A 25735-nucleotide genomic window follows, 5' to 3' on the forward strand; every position below is an offset into this window, starting at 1 on the left:
GCAGGAAAGTTGGAAAGTGGACGGAGTTCGCCGAGCCCGGGCCGAACCCGGGCCGGTGAACGCAGGAGACTGAACGGAAGGAAGGGTCAGCCGACCTTGGCGATCTTCCGGGTGCTCAGATCGACCACCAGGTCACGGCTGTCGATCCAGGGACCGTTCTTGGCCTTCACGAACAGCCGCAGGCAGCGGTGCTTGCCGCAGTCGGCGAGGGCCGCGGGCGTGCCGGAGTTCGCCCGGTAGACCATGCTGTTGAGCAGCAGCTGGTCGGGAGTGGTCAGCTCCTTGCCGGTGGCGTCCTTGAAGTCGGCCCTCAGGCCTGCGCCGAGCCGGTCGGCGATCAGGAGCTGCGCGGCCTCGACGGTCTCGGCACGACTGAGCGGCGGCTGGACGCCGTGCTGGGTGTCGGTCCCCTCGACCTTGCCGGTGTCGAGGTTCACGGTCTTGGTGACGAGCGAGTCGTCCTTGTAGTCGTAGAACGACACCTCGGCGCGGCGCGGCGCGTTCGGGTCGTCCAGTTCGCTCTCGTCGGGCTCGGCGAGGTCGACGGTGATCCGCTGGGGACCCTTGTCGCCCTCGACGTTCTCGCTGCTGCGGAACAGCTGCTGGTCGAGGGCGAGCTTCTCGACACGCTCGGTCTCGTCGTCGGTGAGCGGGTCGCGTCCCTTGCCCTTGTCGCCCTCGGCCGGTGCCTCTTCGACGACGCCCGGCTGCACGGCCCCCTGAGCCTGGTCCTGGCTCTGTCCGGCCTGCTGGGAGGTCTGGCCCGCCCCGTTGCCGCCACCGGAGTCGTCGGCACCCGCCGAGCCCGGCAGGGTGATCCCGACCATGACGGCGGTCCCGGCGACCGCGATGGCCGCACCCGCCACCACCTTGCCCAGATGGCGGTGCACTATCGTGCGCACATTTCCCCCTACTTCCCCTGTATCTATAGGAGTCGCTCGAGTCCCACTGGTTCGGCATACCGCGTATGCACTGGTCGTTCGGTAAGAGGGACGTAAGTCATAGGTGGTTCCATCACTTTCAGGGAGACTCGGGCGGGAGTCGCCCCCGGCGGCGTCGAACAACTGGAAGAGTTGCATCCATGCAGGTCTGGCCTGGACAGGCGTACCCACTCGGTGCCACGTACGACGGCGCCGGCACCAACTTCGCGGTCTTCTCGGAGGCCGCCGACCGGATCGAGCTGTGTCTGCTGCACGACGACGGCTCGGAGACGGCGATAGAGCTGCGCGAGACCGACGCGTTCGTACGGCACGCGTACCTGCCCGGCATCATGCCGGGCCAGCGGTACGGCTTCCGTGTGCACGGTCCGTACGCGCCCGAGCGGGGGCAGCGCTGCAACTCCGCGAAGCTGCTGCTGGACCCCTACGCGAAGGCCATAAGCGGCGGCATCGAATGGGGCGAGGAGGTGTACGGCTACCACTTCGGGTCGCCCGGCAAGCGCAACGACCTGGACTCGGCGCCCCACACGATGAGTTCCGTGGTGGTCAACCCGTACTTCGACTGGGGCGACGACCGGCGCCCGCGCACCGAGTACCACCACACGCTCCTGTACGAGGCCCATGTGAAGGGCCTGACGATGCGGCACCCGGGGCTGCCGGACGAGCTGCGCGGCACGTACGCGGCCCTCGCCCACCCTGCCGTCATCGAACACCTGACCGAACTGGGCGTCACGGCACTGGAACTGATGCCCGTTCACCAGTTCGTGAACGACCACCGTCTGGTCGACATGGGCCTCAACAACTACTGGGGCTACAACACCATCGGTTTCTTCGCCCCGCACAACGCGTACGCCTCCTGGGGCGACCGCGGACAGCAGGTCCTGGAGTTCAAGTCGGCGGTACGGGCACTCCACGAGGCCGGTATCGAGGTCATTCTCGACGTGGTCTACAACCACACCGCTGAGGGCAACCACCTGGGACCGACGCTGTCCTTCAAGGGCCTCGACAACGCCTCGTACTACCGGCTCACCGACGATCCCCGCTACTACATGGACACCACGGGGACGGGCAACTCGCTGCTCATGCGCTCCCCGCACGTGCTCCAGCTGATCATGGACTCGCTGCGCTACTGGGTCACCGAGATGCACGTCGACGGGTTCCGCTTCGACCTGGCGGCGACCCTGGCCCGGCAGTTCCACGAGGTGGACCGGCTGTCGTCGTTCTTCGACCTCGTGCAGCAGGACCCCGTCGTCTCCCAGGTGAAGCTGATCGCCGAGCCCTGGGACGTCGGCGAGGGCGGCTACCAGGTGGGCAACTTCCCGCCCCTGTGGACCGAGTGGAACGGAAAGTACCGCGACACCGTACGGGACATGTGGCGGGGCGAGCCCCAGACGCTCGCCGAGTTCGCGTCCCGGCTGACGGGCTCCTCGGACCTCTACCAGGACGACGGGCGGCGCCCGCTGGCGTCCATCAACTTCGTCACCTGCCACGACGGGTTCACGCTGCACGACCTGGTGTCGTACAACGAGAAGCGCAACGACGCGAACGGCGAGGACAACCGCGACGGCGAGAGCCACAACCGGTCGTGGAACTGCGGGGCCGAGGGCGACACCGACGACCCGGAGGTCCTGGCCCTTCGAGCCCGTCAGATGCGGAACTTCACCGCGACACTGATGCTCTCCCAGGGCGTGCCGATGCTGAGCCACGGCGACGAGTTCGGGCGCACGCAGAGCGGCAACAACAACGCGTACTGCCAGGACAACGAGCTGTCCTGGGTGCCGTGGCCCGAGGACGCCGAGGGCGACGCCGAGCTGCTGGAGTTCACGCGCGCGATGGTGTGGCTGCGCCGCGACCATCCGGTGTTCCGGCGGCGCCGCTTCTTCCACGGCCGGCCCGTGGAGGGCACCCACGACGAGCTGTCGGACATCGCGTGGTTCACCCCCGGGGGCGAGGAGATGACCCAGCGCGACTGGAACTCCACGCAGGCGCGTGCCCTGTCCGTGTTCCTCAACGGCAACGCGATCTCGGAACCGGGGCCGCGCGGTGAGCGCATCGGCGACGACTCGTTCCTGCTGATGTTCAACGCCTCTCCGAAGACCCTGGAGTTCGTGGTGCCGGTCAACCACGGACGCCAGTGGCAGGTCGTCGTCGACACGGCGCTGCCGTCCGGCCTGGAACGGGGCACGGGTGCGAAGGTCCAGGCGGGCGACCGCCTGTCCCTGGTGGACCGAAGCATGATGGTGCTGCAGCGGCCCGCTTAGTCGGATCGGCTGGCGGCGGTGGTCGGCTCGCGCGTGCAGCGCGCGAGCCGACCACCGCCGCCCTTCAGGGGCGCGGGGAACTGCGCGCCCAGCCACAACGAACCCGCACCTTCAAACGGCGCACCCCGCGGAGCGCAGGCGTGTCGATGGCACAAACCGCCCCCGGGCGGGTACGTAGGTTCCCATGACACCTGAGCGTCCCGACCCGGTGCCCCCCGCCGCGCCGACCGCCACCTACCGGCTCCAGCTGCAACCGGAGTTCCCCTTCGGGGAGGCCGAGGCGGCCGTCCCGTATCTGGCCTCGCTCGGCGTCTCGCATCTGCATCTGTCGCCGGTCCTGGAGTCGGTTCCGGGTTCGGAGCACGGCTACGACGTCGTGGACCACGCGTGCGTGCGCGACGAACTCGGCGGCGAGACGGGGCTGCGGTCCCTGTCGCGCACCGCGCGGGAGCACGGTCTGGGGCTCGTGGTGGACATCGTGCCGAACCACATGGCGATGGCCCCGCGCCACAACCGCCCCCTGTGGGAGGTGCTGCGCGAGGGCCCCGACTCGCCGTACGCGCGCTGGTTCGACATCGACTGGCGGGCCCACGAGGGGCGGATGCTGCTGCCGGTACTGGGACAGCCGCTCGGCGCGGAGAGCGGCGCCCTGGAGGTCGACGGGGACGTCCTGCGCTACTACGACCACGTGTTCCCGCTGCGGGCCGGCACGGAGAAGCTGCCGCTGCCCCGGCTGCTGGACGCGCAGTGGTACAGGCTGGGGTGGTGGCGACTGGCCCGCACCGAGCTCAACTACCGGCGGTTCTTCAGCATCTCGGAGCTCATCGGGGTGCGCGTGGAGGACCCGGAGGTGTTCGCGGCCACACACGGGAAGATCCTTCAGCTGCTGGACGAGGGCGTGGTCGACGGGCTGCGGATCGACCACCCGGACGGCCTCGCCGACCCCGACGCGTACCTCCGCCGTCTGAACGAGGCGACGGGCGGGCGCTGGACGGTCGTCGAGAAGATCCTCGCGGACGGCGAGCCGCTGCCCGCCGCCTGGCCGGTCGCGGGCACCACCGGATACGACGCGCTGCGGCACGTGGACGGCCTCTTCACGGACCCGGCGGGCGCGGGGGAACTCCTCGGCCAGTACCGGCGTTTCGCGGCCCCCCAGGCCGACCGTGGGGGCGTCTGGGAGGCGACCGTGCGGCGGGCCGCGTACAAGGTGGTCCATCACGAGCTGGCCGCCGAGGTCGGCCGGCTCACACGCGAGGCCGACCGCCTGTGCCGCACCTCGCCCGTCGCCGCGCTGCGCGACCGCGCCCCCTGGGCCCTGCGCACCGCGCTGCGGGAGCTCCTCGTCCGCATGGAGGTCTACCGGCCCTACACCTCCGGGGACGCCGCGGCGGTCGTCACCGAGGAGGCCGCCGCCGAGGCACGCCTGGCCTTCAAGGTGCCCGAGGAGGCCGACGCGGTCGATCTCGTACGGGACCTGGTGCTCGGCCGGGCCGGCGAGGGACCCGAGTACGAGGCGTTCCGGGCGCGGTTCGCGCAGACCGCGTCGGCGCTGCGGGCCAAGTCCGTGGAGGACACCGCGTTCTACCGGTACGTTCCGCTGCTGTCGGCGACCGAGGTGGGCGGCGAACCGGGGTCCCCGGCCGTGTCCCCGGAGGACTTCCACGCGTACTGCGCGCGCGTGCAGCGCGACTGGCCCGCCACCGGAACCGTCCTGTCCACGCACGACACCAAGCGCAGCGCCGACGTACGGGCGGCGATCTCGGTGCTCACGCAGGTGCCGTCGCGCTGGGCCGACCTGCTGGCCGAGGTGACCGGGTGGACGGCGGCCGAAGGGGTCGGCGCGCCGGATCCGCAGGTGGCCTGGGCCGCGTGGCAGACAGCGGTCGGGCTCGGTCCCGCAACCGGGGAGCGGCTCCAGGACGCGCTGCTGAAGCACGTCCGGGAGGCGGGCCTGAGCACCTCGTGGACCGAGCAGGATCCCGCGTACGAGGCCGCCGTGGCCGAGTTCCTCAAGGCTGGGCCGTGCGGGACGCCCGGGCAGCTGGTGGCCCGGTTCAGGAGCTCCGTCGAGCCGCATGTGCGCGCGAACGTCCTGGGGGCCGCGCTGGTCCATCTGACGATGCCGGGCGTGCCGGACCTCTATCAGGGCACGGAGGTCGAGTACCGGGCGCTCGTGGACCCGGACAACCGGCGGCCCGCGGACTTCCCGCCGGTCGACCCGGACGGCCTGTCCGCCGAGAAGGCCGCTCTCACCGGGGCCGCGCTGCGGCTGCGCGGGCGGCGGCCCGCGGTGTTCGGCGAGTCGGCGACGTACACCCCGCTTCTCGCGGAGGGGCCGGGCGCCGGGCACTGTGTGGCGTTCGTGCGCTCCGGAGAGGTGGTCACGGCCGTCACCCGGCTGTCGCTGCGCCTGGAGGAGGCGGGCGGCTGGCGCGACACGGTGCTGCCGTTGCCCGCGGGGCGGTGGGCCGATCCGCTCGCTCCGGGACGGGAGTTCACCGGGCACGCGCGCGTGGAGGAGCTTTTCGGACCGTTGCCCGTGGTGCTGCTGGAGCGGGTCGACGACTCCGGCGCCGGCTCCGGGGCGAGCGGCTGACCGGCGGCGCCCGGCGGAGGGCGTGGGCCGCGCCCGCCGTCCGGGGGTGAATTGCCCCCCCGGCTACCGGTAAATGCTGCTGGGCGCTCCCCGGTGGCGCCCCTTCACGTCCTTGACAGTTCCTCCGGTCCGTGGAGTACTGCGGATTGCGACGCCGGGCGGACCTAGTCGGGGGTGAGTCTCCTGCCGGAGCTGCGCTACCCCAGTGTGACCGAAATCGTCTCCTCGGCCCGGGCGTTGGCGGCCCACCGGCCGGGCCTGTGTTCGCTCAGACAGGTCGGCTCCTCGCGCGCCGGCCGGCCCCTGCACCTGCTCTCCGTGGGCCACGCCACGCGCTCGGTACTGGTCGTCGCGGGCGCCCACGCCAACGAGCCCACGGGCGGCTCCACCCTCCTGTCGCTGGCCGAACGGGTGCTGCGCGAGCGGGAGTTGCGGGCCGACACCTCCTGGCACTTCCTGCTCTGCGCGGACCCGGACGGCGCCAGCCTCCATGTGACACCGGCGCCGCGCACCCTGCTCGACTACCACCTCGGCTTCTTCCGCCCGGCGGGCCCCGAGCAGCCCGAGTGGTCGCCGTCCGTGCTGCCGCCCGACCGTCTGCCGCCCGAGACGCGGGCCCTGACCCGGGTCATCGACGAACTGCGCCCCTACCTCCAGGTGACCCTCCACGGAACGGATCTGGGCGGCAGCTGGGTGCAGTTGACCAAGGACGTCCCGGGTCTCGCCGAACCGTTCGCCAAGTCCGCCGCTGAGCTGAACATCCCGGTGGAGACGGGCGCCTCGGACGCCGCCGGCTGGCCCGCCTCCGGGCCGGGTGTGCATGTGATGCCCGACCCGGACTCGGACCCGGCGTACCCGAGCATGCCGGACGACGCCCGGCACAGCACCTGGTACCACGCCCACCGGTACGGCGGTCTGACCGCGGTCGTCGAGGTGCCGATGTGGGCGAGCGACCTGGTCGACGATCCCGCGCCGCATCCCGCCCCGGCGGCGGCGATGCGGCGTCTGGCCCGTCGCCTCCTCCAGGACGCGATCCAGGTCGAGAGTGTCCTCGCCGAAGTGCTGCCACGTCTTCCCGGGCCGGACGGTCCGCTGCTGCGCGCCGCCAAGTGGGCGCTGGAGCTGGTGCCGGGGCTGGCGGGCGACTGGGCGCAGACGCCGCCCGCGGGCACGACGATGGCGTACGTGGGCAGCGTGGACGCGTTCGGCCGACGGCTCCCGCTGCGGGCCGCGGCGATGCTCCTACGGGTCCTCCAGGAGGCCGACGACCGCTCCGCGCCCTCTCTGGAGCGTCTGGTCGCGTCCTGGAGCGAGGCGTTCGCCGAGCGCTTCCGGGCGCGCTGGGTGCCGCTGGAGCATCAGGTCGAGCACCAGAGCCGCACGGTGGTGGCAGCCGCACGGCACGCCCGGGACCGGGCGGCGTGAGGCGCGCGCGTGGAGGCCATTTTCTGCGCCACACGCGCGTGCCCGGCGGTCGGCTCACGCGCGTGCCCGGCGGTTCACTGCGAACGGCTCAGTCCGAGAGGGCGAACACCGATCCCGTCCGCGCCGCCATCACACAGGAGTTGGAGTGCGTCTCCTTGTACGTGACCGCGCGGCCGCCCCACTCTCCGCGCGCGGAGGTCGTCACCGGCGCGTAGATCATCGGGCAGTAGACCTCCTTGGGCGGGATGCGGCCGATGTCGCCGCCCGCGGCGCGGAGTTCCTCGCAGGCCCGTACCGCGTGCGCGTGGCCCTGGGGCGGGTCGCACAGCAGCAGCGTGCCGCGCGTGTCGCTGGAGCGGGCGTCGCCGCGGGTGACGGTGACGTAGAGCCAGTTGCCCGCGAGCGACTCCGGGGGCGCCGCCGCCCGGGCCGGCCCGGAACCCGCCACGAGGAGGGCACAGGCGGTCAGCAGACAGGCCCGTACCGCCGCCGTCGCTTTGTGAGTGTTCGTCATTGCCTGTGCATCGGCACACAAGGCCCCGAGGCCCACCCCGACTCACTCGAACGGCACTTCGGCCCTCCTCGGAGGCGTGCCGAGCGGACTCGCGCCGGGAGGCGGGACGGGTGCCTGGTGCCGCGCCAGGTCGAACGCGGCGAGCACCACACGCGCGTGGTACTCGACCTGCCGCGCCACCGGGATCCAGCGTGCCCCGTGGCCGTCGTGGTAGTCCGCGCACCACTCGTCGATGAGCCGGTCGAGGTCCGCCGTCGCGCCGGACGGATCGTGCCCGGCAGCGGTAACCAGCTGGCGCAGCAGCCCCGCCGTGCGCAGCGCTATCCGCCGCCCGGAGATGCGCAGCGCGGTCAGCCGGGCCGTGTCGAGCGGAGGCAGCGGGCGCGCGCCGCCGTCCGCGTCGGTGTCCGGACCGGTGTCGGGGTCCCAGGAGTCGGCGAGGCCGGGGCAGACCAGTAAATAGTCGTCGACCGGCGCGAGGAGACGGTCCGCGTCCGGAGCCGTGTCCAGGGAGGGGCGGATACGGGCCAGCAGGGCCTCCAGAAGGGCCGTGTCGCGCCGCAGCGTGCGGCTGACGGCCCGCAGGGCCCCGTCGGCGTCCGCGGGCGTCGAGGCGTCCCCCACGGCCGCCACGCCCCACATGGGCGCCTCGACGACGGCGGTCACCGTGCCGTACGGGTGCGGGTGGAACCAGGTGGACTCGACCGCCGCCTCCGTGATGGCCGCGGCCAGGTCGCCCCGCCGCGGGGGCGGGATCCGGTAGACGGCGGGCCCGAGAGTCGGCCAGTACAGCGTGTCGTACGACCCGAGTTCCAGCGGGATGCCCAGGCGCCCCGCGATGTGGGCGAGGCGCGGCGCGAGTCCGGGCAGGTCGCGGGTCAGCTCGACGAAGCCGCCGCCCACGTCGACGCCGTGCAGGGAGCACTGGAAGAAGGGCCGCAGTTCGTCCTGGAGGGCGAGCAGGGCGCGGGTCTCCGGGAGGGCGGCCGCCGCCGCGCCGTCGGGCAGCCACTCGGGCTGTTCGAGGAAACCGGGGCGGAAGAAGTGCCGGAAGTAGTGGCCGAGGGTGTACGGGCCCGACAGCCAGCCCTCGTTGCGGCGGGCACCGTCGGGGTCGAGGCACAGCAGCAGGTTCCAGGTCACGTCGGCGCCGTCGCACAACCGGGGGTCGGCGAGGGCCCGTTCGGCCAGTCGCAGGGCGGTGGCGCCGCCCACCGGCTCGTTGGCGTGGGGTCCCGCGACGATCAGGGCCTGGCGGCTGCCGTGTCCGACGGACAGCAGCAACAGGGGCAGTCCGGTCCGTGACGTGCCCACTTGGCGCAGCCGGGCGTCCCGTGGGCGGCGGTCGACGAGCGCGGCCGCCCGCACGCCAAGCTCGTCGACGGACAGATAGCGGAGGAGTGGCGGCAGCGTCTTGACCTCCGCTGTGAAGAGCCATCGGATCACTTGTTGTGCATGGCGTACGCACAGTGAGTCACGACTACGGAGGTACGTCAACACCACGACACGGCCGAAACGTTCACATCTGCCGGGACGGCCCGGGTGGAGACATCGGCTCCGCACTCCGATAGGGGCGCGGGGAACTGCGCGACCGGCCACAGCAAACCCGCAGCCGACGAACGAGCAGCTGCAGGACCACCCTCCCGCACAGCGAAGCGTCAGTCCGCAGCGAGCCGGAACGCCATCCGCCCGAAGCTGACCTGGTCACCGACCTGGACAACGGCGGCACCGATCACACGCCGCCCGTTCACGGACGTACCGTTGGTCGAGCCCAGATCCCGCAGCACCCACATACCGCCCTGGCGGGTGAGTTCGGCGTGCACACGGGACACCGTCTCGTGGCTGAGCCGAAGGCCGCTGGCCGGGTCGCGCCCGATGCGCAGCGGGTACCGGTTGTCCGGCCGCGGCAGCAGCAGCTTGGGCAGCCGCTCCGCCTGCCACGCCCTGCGCAGCCGCACGGTGAAGCCGGAGACCGCCTCGACCGCGCCGAACAGCACCCGCGACCAACGGCTCTCCGTCTGCAGGTCGGCGGTGAGCGCGGCGAGTTCGTCCAACGTGCGGGCGGCGAACGCGAGTTCCATCCGCAGTACGAACGTGTCGTGCGAGAGCCTTCCCAGGGCGACGCCCTCCCGCAGCACCCTCAGCGCCCGGTCGCGCTCGGCGTCCGACAACCGCGCGGGAGCGGGATAGGTGTGGAACTCGGAGGACGACGTCACGGAGCCGATTGTCTGGCAGCACGGCCGGAGTGTCCAGAAAACGCAGCACTTCAGAGGAGCACCTACGTCGGATCCGGTCCTTTCAAGTCGTTCGATCCGGAGGATTCGAAGGTGAATTGATCTCGTTTGACGCACCATGGGACCGGCGACGTCACGGTGAGCAGCGAGGGAGAACCGTCCGTGCAGTTCGAGGTGTGGGCACCACAGGCCGACCGCATGACGCTCCACTGCGCGGACACCACGCGCGCGCTGGAGCCCGATCCGGAGCGCGTGGGGTGGTGGACGGGGGAGGCCGAGGCGCAGGACGGTACGCGGTACGGGTTCGCGGTCGACGACGGCCCCGCACTGCCCGATCCGCGCTCGCGCAGGCAGCCGGACGGGCCCGACGGGCTGAGCGCGGTCGTCGACCACGAGCGGTACGCGTGGCGTGCGGAATGGGCGGGGCGCGGGCTGCCGGGCGCCGTCCTGTACGAGCTGCACGTGGGCACGTACACGCGCGAGGGAACGCTGGACGCGGCCGCCGAGCGGCTCGGGCATCTGGTGGAACTGGGCGTGACGCACGTCGAGTTGATGCCGCTGTGCCCGTTCCCCGGGCGGCACGGCTGGGGGTACGAAGGGGTGTCGCTGTGGGCCGTGCACGAGCCGTACGGCGGCCCCGAGGCGCTGAAGCGCTTTGTCGACCGGGCGCACGAGCTGGGGCTCGGTGTGGTCCTGGACGTCGTGCACAACCATCTGGGGCCGTCCGGCAACTACCTGCCCGCCTTCGGGCCGTACTTCACGGAGACGCACCACACGCCCTGGGGCGCCGCCGTGAACCTGGACGCGCCCGGTTCGGACGAGGTGCGTGCGTTCCTGCTCGGCAGCGCGCTGGCGTGGCTGCGCGACTACCGGTTCGACGGGCTGCGGCTGGACGCCGTGCACGCGCTGCACGACACGCGCGCGTGTCACTTCCTGGAGGAGCTGTCGGCCGCCGTCGACGAGTTCGCCGAGGAGCAGGGCCGGCCGTTGTTCCTCGTCGCCGAGTCGGACCTGGCGGACCCGCGGATCATCACGCCCCGCAAGGAGAACGGGCTCGGGCTGCACGCGCAGTGGAACGACGACTTCCACCACGCGCTGCACACCGCGCTGACCGGTGAGGCGCAGGGCTACTACGCGGACTTCGGCCGTTCCCCGCTCGCCTCGGTCGCGAAGACGCTGACCACGGGCTTCTTCCACGACGGCACGTACTCGAGTTTCCGCGGTCGCCGTCACGGCCGCCCGCTGGACCTCACGAAGGTCTCCGCACACCGCCTCCTGGGGTACACGCAGACCCACGACCAGATCGGCAACCGCGCACAGGGCGACCGGCTCTCGGCCTCCCTATCCCCCGGCCTGCTGGCCTGCGCGGCCGCGCTGACGCTGACCGGGCCGTTCACGCCGATGCTGTTCATGGGCGAGGAGTGGGCGGCGGGCACGCCCTGGCAGTTCTTCACGGACCACACGGATCCCGAGCTCGCGGAGGCCGTACGCCGGGGCAGGCGCCGGGAGTTCGCGGCGCACGGGTGGGCCGAGGAGGACGTCCCCGACCCGCAGGACCCCGCCACCCGTGACCGCTCCTGCCTGGACTGGTCCGAACCGGAGAACGGGCTCCACGCGCGCGTGCTCGACTGGTACCGCGAACTCATCGCCCTGCGGCACACCCAGCCGGACCTCACCGACCCCGACCTCGCGGACGTCAAGGTCGCCTTCGACGAGCGCACCCGCTGGCTCGCCTTCCGCCGCGGTGACGTCCGGGTGGCCGTGAACCTCGGCAAGGACCCCGCGGCGATCCCCCTCGGCAGTCGGCCGGCCCGCGTACTGGCGGCGTGGGAGCCGGTGGAGGTTCCGGGGGCGGACGGGGTACTGAGCCTGCCGGGCGAGTCGTGCGTGGTGCTTCTGCAGGGGTGACGTAAACGCTTGCGCAAGCGTTTACGCGCGCCGCCCCCGGCCCCCGCTTTCGAACTCCCCCTAGAGCGTCTCGTCCGTCTCGTCCCGCAGTTCCGTGACCCGCTCCAGCAGGATCGCCTCCCAGGAGCGCCGCAGTTGGGAGCGGAGGAGCGGCAAAGGGCTGTTGTCACGGTTCCGGAGGCGGTCGGCGAGGCGGGTCAGGGTGTCGCAGCGGGCGAGCCACAGGCCGCGCAGACAGGGGCGGGCGCCGTAACCGGCGAGGGTGGCCGCGCGGACGGCGGCGGGGGCGCCGACGGCGAGGGCGAGGCCCGCGATGTCCTCGGCCGGGTCGCCGACCACCGCGTCGGTCCAGTCGAGGACGCCGCGTACGCGTCCGTCGGCGCTGACCACGAGGTGCTCGCCCTTGAGGTCGTGGTGGACGAGGAAGGCGGCGCCGGGCTGCACGGCGAGCTGACCGGCCGCGGCCGCGGTGAGCTGCTGGAGCCGGGCGGGGTCGAACTCGTCGGCCGCGGCGAGTTGTTCGGCGGCGCGTTCGGCGGCGGTCCGGAGCACTTCGAGGGACCGGGGCGCTGCCCTGGGCACGCCGAACGCCTCGGCCTGGCGCACCGGCACCTCGCGCAGCCCCGTGAGCAGTCCCGCCAGGTCGGCCTCGCCCACGGCGGACACGTCCTGCCGCTCGCCGGAGCCGCCGGGGATCAGCGTGTCGAGCGTGTACGTCAGACCGCTCGCCCACTCGCCGTGCGCGATGCTCACCGGCACGGAGACCCCGATGTGGGGGCGCACCAGGTCGCGCAGCCGCAGTTCGCGTCGCTGGCGCTGGGAGGCCTCGCGGTCCGGGGCGAGCCGCAGCACATGGCGTGCGCCCACGAACCAGGTGGAGTGCTCGCCGCCCTCGGCGACGGGCCGGATCTCGGGCCCGTCGCCGTCCGGGAGCAGGGAGCGGACGAGCCGTCTCACGGTGTCCGCGGTGGGTGTCGCTGCCTGGGTCATGGTCGCGCCGTCTGCCGTTCGGGGTCCGGGGTCTCCTGGGGGTGGTCAGTGCACGACGGCCAACTCCCGGGAGGTGTTGTTGAGGCGGCGTCCGCCGTCCTCGGTGACCGTCACGATGTCCTCTATACGTACTCCGAAACGGCCCGGCAGATAGATTCCGGGCTCCACGGAGAAGCACATCCCGGGCACGAGCCGCTGTTCCTCGCCCTCGATCATGTAGGGCGGTTCATGGGTGGTGACGCCGATGCCGTGTCCGGTGCGATGGATGAAGCGGTCGCCGTACCCGGCCTCGGTGATGTGCGCGCGGGCCACCCGGTCGACGTCCTGGCAGGCGATGCCCGGCCGCACGGCCCGGAACGCCGCTTCCTGGGCCTCGCGGACGACGTCGTGGACCCGCCGCTCCTCGGCGCTCGGCTCGCCGACGTGCACGGTGCGTGAGGTGTCGGAGCCGTAGCCGTGCTTCAGTCCCCCGAAGTCGAGGACGACCATGTCGCCGTTCTCGATGACGCGTTCGCCCGCCTCGTGGTGCGGGTTGGCGCCGTTCGGTCCCGAGCCGACGACCGTGAAGTCCACCTGTGAGTGCCCGAACCGCCGCAGCAGGTCCGCGAGATCACGGGCGACCTCCGACTCACGGCGACCGCCGAAGGAGACCTTGAGGATCTCCTCGTACGTCGTGTCCGCGGCCGCTCCCGCCGCCGCCAGACGCTCCAGTTCCGCCGTGTCCTTGACGGCCCGGAGCATCGGCAGTCCCTCGGTGAGCGAGACGTACGAGGTGCCGGGCAGCGCCGTCTGGAGGCCCAGCAGATGCAGCGCCCAGGCGTTGTCGCTGACCCCGAAGCGGCCCGCGGCGTCGAGGAGCGGGGCCGTCGTCGCGTACGGGTCCTTGCCGTCGGTCCAGTCGCGCAGCGTCAGCGCGGGCGCGCCCGCCGCCTTCTCGGCGTCCGGGGCCTCCAGGGTGGGCACGACGAGTACGGGGTCCTGTCCGGCGGCGAGCACGAGCAGGGTGAGCCGCTCGGTGGCCGCGGGCGGCGCGTAGCCGGTGAGCCATACGAGGTCGGGTCCGGGCGCGACCAGCACCCCGGCGAGCCCCGCGTCGGCGGCGGCCCGCGCGGCGCGCTCCATCCGTGCCTGGTAGTCGTCGGCGGTGAAGGGCGCGGGCGTGCCGGTCATCCGGGCCTCCGTGGGTCAAAAGGGGCTACGGGCAGCATCCTGCCCGGACAGCGGGGGCGGCGCGAGCCGGTCACCACGACTTTCGCGACTGCGTCTTCCGGTGACGGCATCAGCTCTCCAGGGCGAGGCGGGCGCCGAGGAGCAGCAGCACTCCTCCGGAGACCTGCTCCAGCCTGCGCCGTACGCCGGCCCGGGACAGCACGGTCTTCATCCGGCCGACGAACCAGACGTACAGGCTGTAGTAGCCGATCTCGTAGACCGCCCAGAGGGCGGCGAGCCCGACCATGGTGGGCAGGTGCGGGGCGCCCTCCGGCACGAACTGAGGGAGGAAGGACATCGCGAAGATCGCCGCCTTGGGGTTGGCGAGGTTGATCAGCAGGCCGGTCCGGTAGGAGGTCCAGCCGCTCTTCCCGCCGTCCTGGCCCGGACCGTCGTCCGCCGCGCCCTTGGCACGCCGCGCCTGCCACAGCATCTGCACGCCGAAGACGACGAGCACGACGGCGCCCACGACGCGCATCACGTCGTACGCCATCTCGGAGGCGGCGAGCAGCGCGGTGAGGCCGAACGCGGCGACGACTCCCCACACGAAGACGCCGGTCTCGTTGCCCAGCACCGTCAGGAATCCGGAGCGCCTGCTCTGCAGGGACTGCCTGATGATCAGCACCGTGCTCGGTCCGGGCGAGGCCGCGATCAGGGTGCAGGCGCCGAGGAAGGCGAGAAGGGTGCTCAGCATGGGGCCCATCGTGGCCCGGCGGAGGGGGCATGGCCAAGACATTTAACGATCCCCGATTGCCCAACCATTAGTTCTAATGCTTGGATATGCTCAAGCCATTAAGGTCCACCCAGGGGAGGCGGAAACCACCATGCTCGTGCTCGCGCACATCAGCGACCTGCATCTCGACGGGACCGGGCGGGCGACGGAGCGCGCCGAGCGGGTGCGGGACCGGCTGTGGGAGCTGCCGGGCCAGGTGGACGCCCTGCTGGTCACCGGGGACATCGCGGACCACGGGACGGAGGCCGAGTACGAGGAGGCCGGGCGCATCCTGGGGCTGCGCGACCGCGCCGCCCCTTTCCCCGTGCTGACGTGTCCGGGCAACCACGACAGCCGCGCCCCCTACCGCAAGGCACTGCTCGGCGAACCGGCGGGCGACGGGCCGATCAACAGCGTGCGGGTCTTCGACGACGCGGCCGTCCTGATGTGCGACTCCAGCGTGCCGGGCAGCGACGAGGGAGAGCTGGACGAGGAGACGTACGGCTGGATCGAGGAGACGCTCGACGAACTCGACGGGCTGCCCGCACTGCTCGCCTTCCACCACCCGCCGGTGGCGCTGCACCATCCGCTGCCGGACGCCTATCAGTTGCGCCGGCCGTCGGCGCTGGCCGCGCTGCTAGCGCGCAGGGGCGAGGTCGCCGGGATCATCACCGGGCACGCCCACACGCCCGCGGCCACGGCGTTCGGCGGGCGGCCGCTGGTCGTCGGGCCCGGAGTGACCTGGACCCTGCGGCTGCCGTGGGAGGGCGAGGGTGCGGCGGACCGGGAGGCGCCTCCCGGATTCGCCTTTCATGTGCTGGACGACGAGGGCCGGTTGACGAGCCACTTCAGGGTGGCCGTGTGACGCCGGATCCCGTCAGGTGACGACGCCGGGGGTCACCGACAGCTGCTGGTAGCCGCCGCTCGCGTGCCGCAGTGTGAGCGTGACCGCGGTGCCGGGGCGGGCCGCGGCTACGGCCCGCGCGAGGTCGGCGGCCGAGTCGACACGGGTCCTGCCGAAGACGAGCAGCACGTCACCCCGTACGAGACCCGCGGTGTAGCCGGGTCCGGGGACGTGCACGCCGACGAGGAGCGCGCCCGGGCCCTTGGCGGAGTCGACGGCCTCCACACCCAGGGTGGGCCGCTCTCGGTGCTGCTCGCTCCGCGGATCCCGGGACGGGTTCTTCGGCGAGGCGGAACTCCCGTCTCCTGGGGCCGACTTGGAGCCGCCCGGCCCCTGAACCGATCCCTCCGCCGGGCCTTCCGCCGACTCCTGCGCCGGGCCGGACGCCCCCGGCGCACCGCCCGCTTCGCCCGCCTCCCTCCGCAGGTCGGCGAGCTTGCTCATCCCGATCACCGTGGCGCCCACGGTGCCGAGGCCGATCCCCGACAGCACGAGGACCGCCCCGACGAACAGGCTGAACAGCAGGGTCATGAGCCGTCGCCCGCGCCGTCGTGCGGCGTGCGGGCGGCGGACCGGGCCGGGAGTCGGGCGGCCGCCACCCGGCTCCCGGCCCGGCATCGGTTTGGGACGCAACGCGGTCTGTTCCATGGATGATCGCCTCCGGCCAGAGCCCTACCCTCCGCACCGGCACGCCACGATCCTCGAACGGGTGAAGCGATTCGTTCCCGATCGACCGGTCTGTCCATCAGAACGCTCGGCCCGTCAGAGGGCGCCGATCGACGCCCTCTGACGACTGGCGGCGATCGGCAGGCCCGGGAGCTGTCCCGGTACGAAGCCGTGGGCGCGGCGGGCCAGGTCGGCGGCCCCGTATCGGCGGCAGTCGTAGTGCCACTTCAGGATGCCGGCCATCCAGTTCTGCAGCTCGACCACATAGCCCTCCAGGATCTCGCGGGCCTCGTCGGAGAGCTGGAAGTCCTCGTAGAGCAGAGGGAACTCGTTGGCGGCGACATGCTGGAACTGCTTCATGCGCTGGGTCATGAGGTCGTGGACGACGCCGAGTGCCGTCGGGTAGTCGCAGCCGAAGAAGTTCTGCACGACGAGGATCGCGTTGTGCACCTCTCCCTCGTACTCGATCTCCTTCTGGTACGAGAAGACGTCGTTGATGAGCATCCCGTAGTCGATCGCGGCGTTCTCCAGCGAACGGACCGGACCGCTGCGGTAGACCTCGGGAGGCACCGCCGGGCCGTGGCCCAGGCGGCACAGGCTCTTGGTGAGGTCGGAGCCGAAGGTGGCGCGACGCATCTCCAGGTAGTCGACGGGGTCGGGGATGCGGTTCTGGAGCTGGTTGACCAGCTCCCACACCCAGCTCTCGGTCATCACGTCCACCGAGGCCCGGAAGGTGCGGCGCGCCTCCAGGGACATCGTGACCGTCGTCCGCCGCCACAGATCGGCGAGGGCCCGCTCCATCGCGTTGGCCGGGGGCGGGATCTCCTCACCCGAGAGGGGCATACAGGCGGAGAGCCGCTCGGTGCACGCCTTCGCCGCGGCCACGTCACGCCGGTGCCCGAACACCATCGGGTAGTAGTCGTCGCCGTACGTCCCCCACACGAGCCACTGCGCGCTGAGGTCCAGGGCCTCCGGCGTACCGTCGGGATCCAGGCCCGCCGAGCACAGCGGCAGGTCGTAGGCGTCGAGCTTGTCCTCGTCCCAGACGCCCTCCTCCAGGATGCCCATGCTGTGGGCCCACGGCGTGATGCGCTGCCGTGCCCCCTCCAGATCGGCGTTCAGCCGGACCTGGAACGGCATGTAGAAATCGGGGAGTTGGGAGGGTCCCACCTTCTGGTACGGAACATGGGTGTACGCGCGCAGCCGCTCGGCACCGGCGGCGGCGAGCAGTGCCCCGATGTCGGCGGCGGAGGTGCCTGGACCGGTGAGGCCGCTCAGCGGTGAGGCCGCGAGAGCCCCCTCGTTCATGTAGCGGCTCGACCGCAGGTGCCACTCGTGGCCGCCCGACTGCCAGTCCTGCAGCCCCTGCGCGTACGCGCCGATCGCCCGGACCTCGTCCGGCGTGAGGCCCTTCTCCAGGGCCAGCGCGGGCACTTCGGTGAGCGCGGTGTGCTCGAACTGGTGCAGCCGCGAGGTGAGGACGTCGTTGACCGTGTCGGCCGCCTGCTGGGTGGTGCAGCCGAAGAAGGTCTCCAGGACGAGCACGCCATTGCTCAGCTCGCCCTCGTCCTCGACCTCCCGCTGGTAGGAGAAGAGGTCGTTGCGCAGGTGCACGGCGTCGGAGAAGGTCTCCATGAGCACGCGCAACGGCCGCGAGCCGGCGACGGGTTCGGGGACCTCGGCCGTCGCGAACTCCACGAGCCCCGCCGACCAGGGGGCGCCGCCGACCTTGCGGCGCATCTCGATGTACTCGACGGGGTTGGCGATCCGCCCCTCGTTGATGTTGGACAGCTCCCACATCGACTCGTTGAGCAGATGCTCGGTGGACTCGGCGAACCGCTTGCGCCAGCCCAGGGACATCGAGGGAACCGTGCGCGCCCAGAGGTCGGCGAGCCCGGCCTCGACGGGATTCCGCGGCTCCGGTACGGGGGTCGACAGGTCGAGCGGCATGAAGAGCGGGAGCCGGTCGAGATAGTCCTTGCCGCCGGAGCGGTCCTGACTGCGCTTGAAGGTCTCCAGGAAGTGGTCGTCGAAGAAGAAGACCCACACGTACCAGTCGGTGATGAGCGAGAGGGCCGGTCCGTCGCACTCCGGATGCGTGTACGCGCACAACAGGCCGTAGTCGTGCGCGTCGAGGTCGGCCTGCTCCCAGATACCGGAGCCCTCCAGCATGCCCATCCCACGCGCCCACTCGCTCGAATGGGCGCGCGCCTCGTCGAGATGCGGGTTCAACCGCGCGGGGTACGGCATGTAGAAGTGCGGGAGTTCGAACGGCTGCGTCATGGCCCGGCCCTACCCGCGGCCTCCCACGGGCATCCGTACGGCCGCACATGATCGCACCATCGCGTGAACGGACGAGTGATGGGAAGCGGTTCGGGGAAAGGTGTGCTGTTCCGCGGGCCGGCCATGTGCCGTCCTGCGGGCGCCGGGTGCGATGCCCTGGGAACGCCCGCTGTGATGCCGTGCGGGCGGGCCCCGGAGTACGTGCGGTGAACCCGTACGACGCGCGTACACCAGGGCGTCGGCCGTCCGAAAGCCCCGCTTCACCGCCGTCTGTGAGTCCCCGGCAGACCCTTGTGCCACCTGCGTCTACGCGCGCAGACTACGGGAGTTCACGTGCCCCTCCTCGTCTCTCCTCCCTCCCCCGGAGTACCGATGAACCACCCCAGACCGCACCGCCCGTCGTTCTCCCGCCGTGCCGCGCTCGCCGGTCTCACCGGAGCCGCGCTGGCCGGCACGACGGCGTTCGGCGCTTCCGCCGGCGCGAGCTCGCCCCGGCGTGCCGTCCGCTTCGCCACCTTCAACGCCTCGCTGAACCGCGGCACTCGGGGCGCCCTCGTCACGGACCTGTCCACGCCTGACAACCAGCAGGCCCGCAACGTCGCCGAGACGATCCAGCGGGTCGACCCCGATGTCCTGCTGATCAACGAGTTCGACTACGACGAGGACGGCACCGCGGTCCGGCTGTTCCTCCGCAACTACCTGGCCGTGGGCCAGAACGGCGCGAAGCCGGTGCGCTTCCCGTACCGCTTCACCGCGCCCGTCAACACCGGTGTCGCCTCCGGGGTGGACCTCGACGGCAAGAACGGCGCCGTCACCACGCCGGGTTCCGACGCGTACGGGCAGGACGCCTTCGGGTACGGCTGGTTCCCCGGCCAGTACGGCATGGCCGTCCTCTCCAAGTACCCGATCGACGTCCGGGCGGCCCGCACCTTCCAGCACTTCCTGTGGAAGGACATGCCGGGCAACGTCATGCCGGAGGGCTACTACAGCGCGGAGGCCACGGCGATCCTGCGGCTGTCCTCCAAGAGCCACTGGGATCTGCCGGTCCGGCTCGGCCACGGTTCCTCCTCCACCGTGCACTTCCTCGTCTCGCATCCGACTCCGCCCACCTTCGACGGGGCCGAGGACCGCAACGGGCGGCGCAACCACGACGAGATCCGGCTGTGGGCGGACTACATCGGCGGGCGGCGTCGTGGGGCGTACCTGTACGACGACCGGGGTGTACGGGGTGGGTTGCGGGCCGGGGCCCGTTTCGTGATCGCGGGTGATCTCAACGCCGACCCCTTCGACGGGGACAGCTACGACAACGCGGTGCGCCAGTTGCTGGACCACTCGGCTGTGCGGCTGCCGGGGGTTCCGCCGGCCTCTCGTGGTGGCGTCGAGGCTTCCCGGCTTCAAGGGGGTGCCAACGCCTCGCATGTCGGTGACCCCGTGTACGACACGGCGGACTTCGGTGACACCGCGCCCGGCAATCTCCGGGTCGACCATGTCATTCCGTCCCGCGGTCTGATCCCCGCCGGCAACGGGGTCTTCTGGCCCACGTCCGGCGATCCGCTCCACCGGCTGGTCGGCAACGGCACGGTGGTCCCGACGTCGGACCACCGGATGGTGTGGCAGGACGTACGGCTGGGGTGACGGGGGCCTTTTCGCCCCCGCCGCCCCTACCCATTCCCGTCACTTCTCGGGGCCGGCCCCCGAACCCCCGTGCGCAGTTCCCCGCGCCCCTAAAAGGGGCGCGGGGAACTGCGCGACAAGCCACAACGAACCCGCACCCGACAACACACTCCACGGGGCCTGGGGCGGAGCCCCAGAAGGATGGGACGGGTAGGGGCGGCGGGGGCGAGGAAAGAGCCCGCCCCCTCACCCCCGTACCGCCCTCCCCACCTCCGCCCGCAACCCCACGAACTCCGGCAGCCCCCGCGTCGCGATCTGGTCGCGCTTGCCGGGGAGCGTGACGGGGAGGTCGAGGACGATCCGGGAGGCGGGGCCGGCCGACAGGACGACCACCCGGTCCCCCACGTACACGCTCTCGTCGATGTCGTGCGTGACGAACACAATCGTCGGCCCCTCCGTCTGATGCACCTCAAGGAGAAGGTCTTCGAGGTCCTCGCGCGTCTGGGCGTCGAGGGACCCGAAGGGCTCGTCCATCAGGAGGAGAGACGGGCGGCAGACCAGAGCGCGGGCGATCGCGACGCGTTGCTGCATACCGCCGGACAGCTGCCAGGGATGCCGCCGCCCCGCGCCGGGGAGCCCCACGCGTTCCAGCATCCGCTCGGCCTCGTCCCGCCGTTCGGCCCGCCCAAGACCCCGCCGTCGCAGGGGAAGCGCGACGTTCTCCCGGACGGACAGCCAGGGGAAGAGCGAGCGCCCGTAGTCCTGGAAGACGACGGCGAGCCGGTCGGGCACACCGGTGACGGGTTCCCCGTCGACGCTGACGGTTCCCTCCCGCGCGGGCTGCAACCCCGCGACGGTGCGGAGCAGTGTCGACTTGCCGCACCCGGACGGCCCGACGACGCAGAGGAGTTGGCCGTCGGGGACCGTGAGCGTGATGTCGTGCAGGACGGCATGGTCGCCGTACCACTGGCCGAGCGAGTCGAGGCGGAGCATGCGGGGCGGTCACCTGTCCCTGGAGTCGAACGCGCCGTCGTCGACCCGGACGTGGAGCAGGAACGGCCCGTCGTCGTCACCGTGACCGGCCAGCGCACGGTCGAGTGCGGCGGGGAGGTCGGCGGACTCCTCCACGTACGCCGCCGGGCAGCCGAAGCCCGTCGCGACCCGGGCGAAATCGATGCCCCCGATGTCCGTGCCGGGCACGGGCGCGATGTCGATGCGGTGGCCGAGGGCGCGTACGGCTGCGTATCCGCCGTTGTCGAGGAGGACGTACGTGACGGGCGCCCGGTGGCGCGCGGCCGTCCACAGTGCCTGCACGGAATACAGTGCCGATCCGTCGCCGACCAGGCAGACCACCCGCCGCCGGTCGGCCAGCGCGCGCCCCACGGCGAGCGGCAGTCCCCAGCCGAGCGCTCCGCTGCCGGTGGTGAGGAACCCGCCCGCCGATTCGATGCGCACGCGCGCGTGGAGCGCTTCGCGATGGCTGGGCGTCTCCTCCACGAGGACACGGTCGCGGGGCAGCCGTTCCTGGAGCAGGTCGAGTACGAGCTCCGGCGCGATCGGGCCGCCGCCGTCACCGGGGGCGCGGGCGGGGAGGGGCGCCGGGCGGGACGGCGGCGGTTTGCGGTCCGACTCCCCCACCAGCGCGGCGAGTTGCCCGACGGCCGGTTTCAGCGTCGTGACGATGCTCGTGCCCGTCGGCAGCCACGCCGCCTGTCCCGGGTCGCAGTCGAGGTGGAAGAGCTCGGTACGCGCGGGCAGCGGCGGGCCCTCCGTGTGGAAGTGGTACGTGAACAGGGGCGCGCCCAGGGCCACCACCACGTCGTACGCCTCCAGGCAGGCGGCCAGCCGGTCGGCCGCAGGCGGCAGGAAGCCCTGGAAGAGCGGGTGCGACTCGGGGAAGCCGGATCGGCCGGACATCGGGCTCATCCAGACGGCGGCACGGGTGCGTTCGGCGAGGGCCCGGACCTCGGCCGACGCGTGCTCGTCGTCGACTCCGGGGCCGACGACCAGCGCGGGCCGCTCACAGGTGTCCAGGCGCGTCGCCAGGGCGGACAGGGCGCCAGCGTCGGCGGTGAACTCACCGTGCAGCGTGCGCGGTTCGACGGGCGCGGCCGGTTGGTCCCAGTCGTCCTCGGGGACGGAAACGAAGACGGGTCCGCGCGGATGCGACATGGCCAGGCGGTGGGCCTCGGCGAGTACGGCCGGTACGTCGGCCGCGCGGTCCGGCTGGCGGCTCGACTTCACGTACGGGCGCGGGAACTGTACGGGGTCGTCGGCTCCGAGGAACGGCCTCAACTGGGTCAGGGCGCGCGACTGCTGGCCCGCCAGGACGACGAGGGGTACGCGGTCGCGGTAGGCGTTGAAGACCGCGCCCAGGGCGTGGCCGACTCCGCCCGCCGAGTGGAGGCTGACGAGGGCCGCGCGGCCCGTGCCCAGTGCGTGTCCTGCGGCCATGCCCACGGCCACGGATTCCTGTAGTCCCAACACATAGGTGAAGTCGTCGGGCCAGTCGCGGAACATGCGTAGTTCCGTGGATCCCGGGTTGCCGAAGACGGTGGTCATACCGGTGTCGCGGCAGAACCGGATGACGGCTTCCAGGACGGTGGGGGTCTCCGCCGCGCGGGTCGGTCCCGTGTCCGGCTTCATGCAGGCCTCCCTTTGCCCAGCAGTCGTTTCTCGACCGCCAACAGGCCGGTGTTGAGTACGTATCCGAGTGCGCCGAGCAGCACCAGCGCGGCCCACACGGTGAGCAGGTCGGAGCGCGACTGGGCGTCGGTGAGTGTGAAGCCGATGCCGTTGGCCGTGCCGGGCAGCAGCTCCGAGAAGACCATCAGGATGAGCGAGAGCGAAAGGCTCAGGCGCAGGCCCGCGAAGATGCGCGGCAGGGCCGAGGGCAGGAACAGGAGCCAGAGTCTCTCCGCCGTGGTGAGGCGCAGGACGGCCGCCACGTCGATGCGCAGGAGGTCGGTGTTGCGGGCGCCCTCCGCCGTGTTGATCAGTACGGGCCAGATGGCGCTGAGGACGATCGACGCGAGTTGCATCTGGGTGCCGAAGTCGAAGATCACGACGAAGACGGGGACCAGGGCCGGGGGTGGGATGGCTCGGGCGAACTGCAGGACCGGGTTGCAGAGGGCGTAGGCGCGGTGGGAGCGGCCCAGGGCTGTGCCGAGGGCGATTCCTGCGGCTGCGGCGAGGGCGAAGCCTGTGGTCATGCGGGCGAGGCTGGGGAGGATGTTCACGGTGGCCTCGGGTGTGAGGAACGCGTGGGTGGGTGGGCCCGAGAACCACAGGTTGTGGGTGTGGCGGGCGATTTCTGAGGGTGGCGGGAAATAGACGCTGTCGTGTGTGCGGGTGGCTGTCTGCCAGGCGCCGATGGCCACGGCGAGCACGCCCCACCGGAGCAGTGCGCTGCGCGCCGCCTTGCCACCCCTCATCGACCGGCCTCGCTGTCCTGGTTTTCGCCCCCGCCGCCCCTACCCATTCCCGTCACTTCCTCAGGGGCTCCGCCCCCGAACCCCCGGTGCGCAGTTCCCCGCGCCCCTGGGTATCTCAGCCTCTCCGGCGTTTGAGGAGCGGGGGTTCGGGGGCTGGCCCCCGAAAAGGGACGGGACTGGGTAGGGGCGGCGGGGGCGAAGAACCAACCCCCCACCCACCTCACCGCATCCCCCGATGCTCGGCCGTCCAAGGGAACAACCATCGTTCCCCCCACACCAGCGCGCTGTTGATGACCAACCCCAGCGCCCCGGCCCACACCACCCCCGCCAGTACGTCCCGCGAGCCGTCCGTCGCCAGGCCGGACTGGGCGATGAAGATGCCGAGGCCCTCCCCGAACCCCGCGAGGATCTCGGTGGCGACGGCGAGAACGAGGGCGATGGCGGCGGAGATACGGACGCCGGCGGCGATGAAGGGCGCGGTCGCGGGGAGTTCGACACGCAGGAGGACCGAGAGACGGCCGAAGCCGAAGGCGCGCAGGGTGTCCTTGGCCAGGGGATCGGTCTCACCGAGGCCGTAGACGGTGTTGAAGAGGATGGGCCAGACCGAGGCGTACGTGATGAGGGCGACCTTGGTCTCCGTACCGGAGCCCAGCAGCAGGGACACCAGCGGGATCAGCGCGACGGACGGCAGGGGGCGCAGGAACTCGACGATCGCACGCACGGCTTCGTCGACCACGGGCACACTCCCGAGCAGCAGGCCCAGCGGGACGGCGATCGCGCAGGCGAGGCCGAGACCGAGAGCCCAGGCTCGGACCGTGGCTCCGAGCCCGTCCAGGAAGACCGGGTCGCCCGCCAACTCCACCGCGCGTGCCAGGACTTCGGAGGCGGGCGGCAGATAGCTGCGGCGCACAAGACCTGCCCGGCCGACCGCCTCGCACACTCCGAGGGCGAGCAGCACGCCGACCGCACCGAGCAGTAGTTCCTGACGACGGTTCCTCACTTGACGAGCAACGTTCCCGGGTCGATCGCCTTCTTCAACAGGCCCTGTTCCTTCATGAGTTCGGTGAGCCGGCTCAGCTGGGAGACGTCCGTGGTCGCCGGGTAGGCCGGCAGGCGGATCGACTCGGCCTGGCCCACGGTCACCTTGGCGTACTTGGGCAACTCCTCGCGTACGGCGCTCTGGTCCTGCGTGGCGATCTCCGCGGCCGCTGCGATGGCCCGTTTGAAGGCCGCCGCGGTCTTCGGGTTCTCGGAGGCGTAGCCGCGGGTCGTGACGTAGCCGCTGATCGGTATGGACTCCACGGGGGCGGAGCCGCCGTCGACGAGCACGCGGGCGTCGAGGTCGTTCTGGATGGCGCTGTTGAAGGGCTCGGCCGCGTGGACGGCGTCGACCTGTCCCTTCTCCAGGGCGGGTCCCATCTGGGGGAAGGCGATCTGCCGGTACTCGGGGCGGCCGGCGCCCTGTTGGTCGAGGATCGCGTTCAGGGTCAGTGACTGGATGTTGTTGAGGATGTTGACGGCGACCTTCTTGCCCTTGAGGTCGGCGACGCTCCTGATGTCCGAGTCCTGAGGCACGAGGACGTCCATCATGTGCGGCGCCACCCGCGCTCCCTCGGCGAGGATGCGGAGGTCGAGGGTGCCCTTCTCGTGGGCCTGGAGGAAGGTGACGTAGTTCGCGCTCGCGATGACGTCGACCTGCCCCTTCGACAGGGCGGGCAGTGCCTGGATGCTCTGCTGGACGGGCTGGATGCGCACGTCCAGGCCCTCCTTCTTGAACAGGCCCCGGTTCTGCGCGATGTAGAGGGGTGCGTCGTCGGCCAGCGGGAGCGCGGCGACGGTGATGCTCGACCTCTCCAGCCCGTTGCCCCCGGCGTTACCGGAATCGGAGTCGTCGGAGTCGCCGCCGCAGGCCGCCAGGGTCATCACCAGGGCGATCGCGGCGACGGTCGGTTTACCCGTACGGAAGCGGGCTCGGCGCGTCGGCATGCGCGCATGATGCCCTCCACTTGACGTGATCACCACACACTTATGCGCCGTTCCCGCGGCC

At 71.6% G+C, this 25735-nt stretch carries 20 protein-coding genes; 6 read left to right on the plus strand and 14 right to left on the minus strand.

All coding sequences use genetic code 11. From position 1 onward, the window contains the following. Window positions 1–86: 86 nt before the first annotated feature. The gene (locus OG718_RS15865; protein WP_328844432.1) at window positions 87–902 is read right to left on the minus strand and encodes a Tat pathway signal sequence domain protein; all 816 of its coding nucleotides are present in this window, start codon (window positions 900–902) and stop codon (window positions 87–89) included. Between the two features lie 179 nt (window positions 903–1081). Between OG718_RS15865 and glgX the strand changes: the two genes are divergently transcribed. From glgX to OG718_RS15880, 3 genes are all read left to right on the plus strand, one after another. Further along, window positions 1082–3199, plus strand: coding sequence for a glycogen debranching protein GlgX (glgX, locus tag OG718_RS15870; RefSeq protein ID WP_328844433.1), 2118 nt, complete (start codon window positions 1082–1084; stop codon window positions 3197–3199). Between the two features lie 184 nt (window positions 3200–3383). Then, the gene (treY, locus tag OG718_RS15875; RefSeq protein ID WP_328844434.1) at window positions 3384–5795 is read left to right on the plus strand and encodes a malto-oligosyltrehalose synthase; all 2412 of its coding nucleotides are present in this window, start codon (window positions 3384–3386) and stop codon (window positions 5793–5795) included. 174 nt (window positions 5796–5969) lie between these two features. Next, window positions 5970–7220, plus strand: coding sequence for a M14 family zinc carboxypeptidase (locus OG718_RS15880; RefSeq protein ID WP_143638590.1), 1251 nt, complete (start codon window positions 5970–5972; stop codon window positions 7218–7220). An 88-nt stretch (window positions 7221–7308) separates the two neighbouring features. On the opposite strand, the gene OG718_RS15885 is transcribed toward OG718_RS15880, so the two are convergent. From OG718_RS15885 to OG718_RS15895, 3 genes are all read right to left on the minus strand, one after another. Beyond that, window positions 7309–7734 carry an SSI family serine proteinase inhibitor gene (locus OG718_RS15885; RefSeq protein ID WP_143638588.1) on the minus strand — a complete coding sequence of 142 codons (426 nt, stop codon included), beginning with the start codon at window positions 7732–7734 and terminating at the stop codon, window positions 7309–7311. A gap of 42 nt (window positions 7735–7776) precedes the next feature. Beyond that, window positions 7777–9180: a M14 family zinc carboxypeptidase gene (locus tag OG718_RS15890; protein ID WP_443055074.1), complete on the minus strand. Its 1404-nt coding sequence runs from the start codon at window positions 9178–9180 to the stop codon at window positions 7777–7779. A 212-nt stretch (window positions 9181–9392) separates the two neighbouring features. Beyond that, entirely contained in the window at window positions 9393–9950 is a 558-nt protein-coding gene (locus tag OG718_RS15895; protein WP_143638586.1) for a DUF1707 and FHA domain-containing protein, read from the minus strand. 180 nt (window positions 9951–10130) lie between these two features. Here OG718_RS15895 and treZ point away from each other — a divergent pair, with 180 nt between their 5' ends. Next, window positions 10131–11876, plus strand: a complete 1746-nt coding sequence (treZ, locus tag OG718_RS15900; RefSeq protein ID WP_328847771.1) for a malto-oligosyltrehalose trehalohydrolase — start codon at window positions 10131–10133, stop codon at window positions 11874–11876. A 60-nt stretch (window positions 11877–11936) separates the two neighbouring features. Here treZ and OG718_RS15905 read toward each other — a convergent pair whose 3' ends face one another. From OG718_RS15905 to OG718_RS15915, 3 genes are all read right to left on the minus strand, one after another. Then, on the minus strand, window positions 11937–12866 hold the full coding sequence (locus OG718_RS15905; RefSeq protein ID WP_143638584.1) for an aminoglycoside phosphotransferase family protein: 930 nt from the start codon (window positions 12864–12866) through the stop codon (window positions 11937–11939). Between the two features lie 45 nt (window positions 12867–12911). Continuing rightward, window positions 12912–14036: an aminopeptidase P family protein gene (locus OG718_RS15910; RefSeq protein ID WP_328844435.1), complete on the minus strand. Its 1125-nt coding sequence runs from the start codon at window positions 14034–14036 to the stop codon at window positions 12912–12914. Between the two features lie 109 nt (window positions 14037–14145). Further along, complete coding sequence (locus OG718_RS15915; RefSeq protein ID WP_143638580.1) at window positions 14146–14769, minus strand: LysE family translocator; 624 nt, start codon at window positions 14767–14769, stop codon at window positions 14146–14148. A 130-nt stretch (window positions 14770–14899) separates the two neighbouring features. On the opposite strand from OG718_RS15915, the gene OG718_RS15920 reads away from it, so the two are divergent. Continuing rightward, complete coding sequence (locus OG718_RS15920) at window positions 14900–15652, plus strand: phosphodiesterase (protein ID WP_143638578.1); 753 nt, start codon at window positions 14900–14902, stop codon at window positions 15650–15652. 12 nt (window positions 15653–15664) lie between these two features. Here OG718_RS15920 and OG718_RS15925 read toward each other — a convergent pair whose 3' ends face one another. Beyond that, entirely contained in the window at window positions 15665–16339 is a 675-nt protein-coding gene (locus OG718_RS15925; RefSeq protein ID WP_143638576.1) for a S1C family serine protease, read from the minus strand. Window positions 16340–16453: 114 nt separating this feature from the next. Next, window positions 16454–18640 carry a germacradienol/geosmin synthase Cyc2 gene (cyc2, locus tag OG718_RS15930; protein WP_328844437.1) on the minus strand — a complete coding sequence of 729 codons (2187 nt, stop codon included), beginning with the start codon at window positions 18638–18640 and terminating at the stop codon, window positions 16454–16456. A gap of 372 nt (window positions 18641–19012) precedes the next feature. On the opposite strand from cyc2, the gene OG718_RS15935 reads away from it, so the two are divergent. After that, window positions 19013–20275: an endonuclease/exonuclease/phosphatase family protein gene (locus tag OG718_RS15935; RefSeq protein WP_328844438.1), complete on the plus strand. Its 1263-nt coding sequence runs from the start codon at window positions 19013–19015 to the stop codon at window positions 20273–20275. 225 nt (window positions 20276–20500) lie between these two features. On the opposite strand, the gene OG718_RS15940 is transcribed toward OG718_RS15935, so the two are convergent. From OG718_RS15940 to OG718_RS15960, 5 genes are all read right to left on the minus strand, one after another. After that, complete coding sequence (locus OG718_RS15940; protein ID WP_328844439.1) at window positions 20501–21247, minus strand: ABC transporter ATP-binding protein; 747 nt, start codon at window positions 21245–21247, stop codon at window positions 20501–20503. Between the two features lie 9 nt (window positions 21248–21256). After that, complete coding sequence (mdlC, locus tag OG718_RS15945) at window positions 21257–22900, minus strand: benzoylformate decarboxylase (RefSeq protein ID WP_143638569.1); 1644 nt, start codon at window positions 22898–22900, stop codon at window positions 21257–21259. After that, a complete protein-coding gene (locus tag OG718_RS15950; RefSeq protein WP_328844440.1) occupies window positions 22897–23688 on the minus strand; it encodes an ABC transporter permease in 792 nt (263 codons plus the stop codon). Before OG718_RS15950 ends, mdlC begins: the two co-directional genes overlap by 4 nt. 220 nt (window positions 23689–23908) lie before the next feature. Next, window positions 23909–24688: an ABC transporter permease gene (locus tag OG718_RS15955; RefSeq protein WP_328844441.1), complete on the minus strand. Its 780-nt coding sequence runs from the start codon at window positions 24686–24688 to the stop codon at window positions 23909–23911. After that, a complete protein-coding gene (locus OG718_RS15960; protein WP_328844442.1) occupies window positions 24685–25674 on the minus strand; it encodes an ABC transporter substrate-binding protein in 990 nt (329 codons plus the stop codon). The genes OG718_RS15955 and OG718_RS15960 overlap by 4 nt, the downstream gene beginning before the upstream one ends. Window positions 25675–25735: the final 61 nt, after the last annotated feature.

Origin of the sequence: Streptomyces sp. NBC_00258, assembly GCF_036182465.1 — a bacterium.
Lineage (GTDB): Bacteria > Actinomycetota > Actinomycetes > Streptomycetales > Streptomycetaceae > Streptomyces.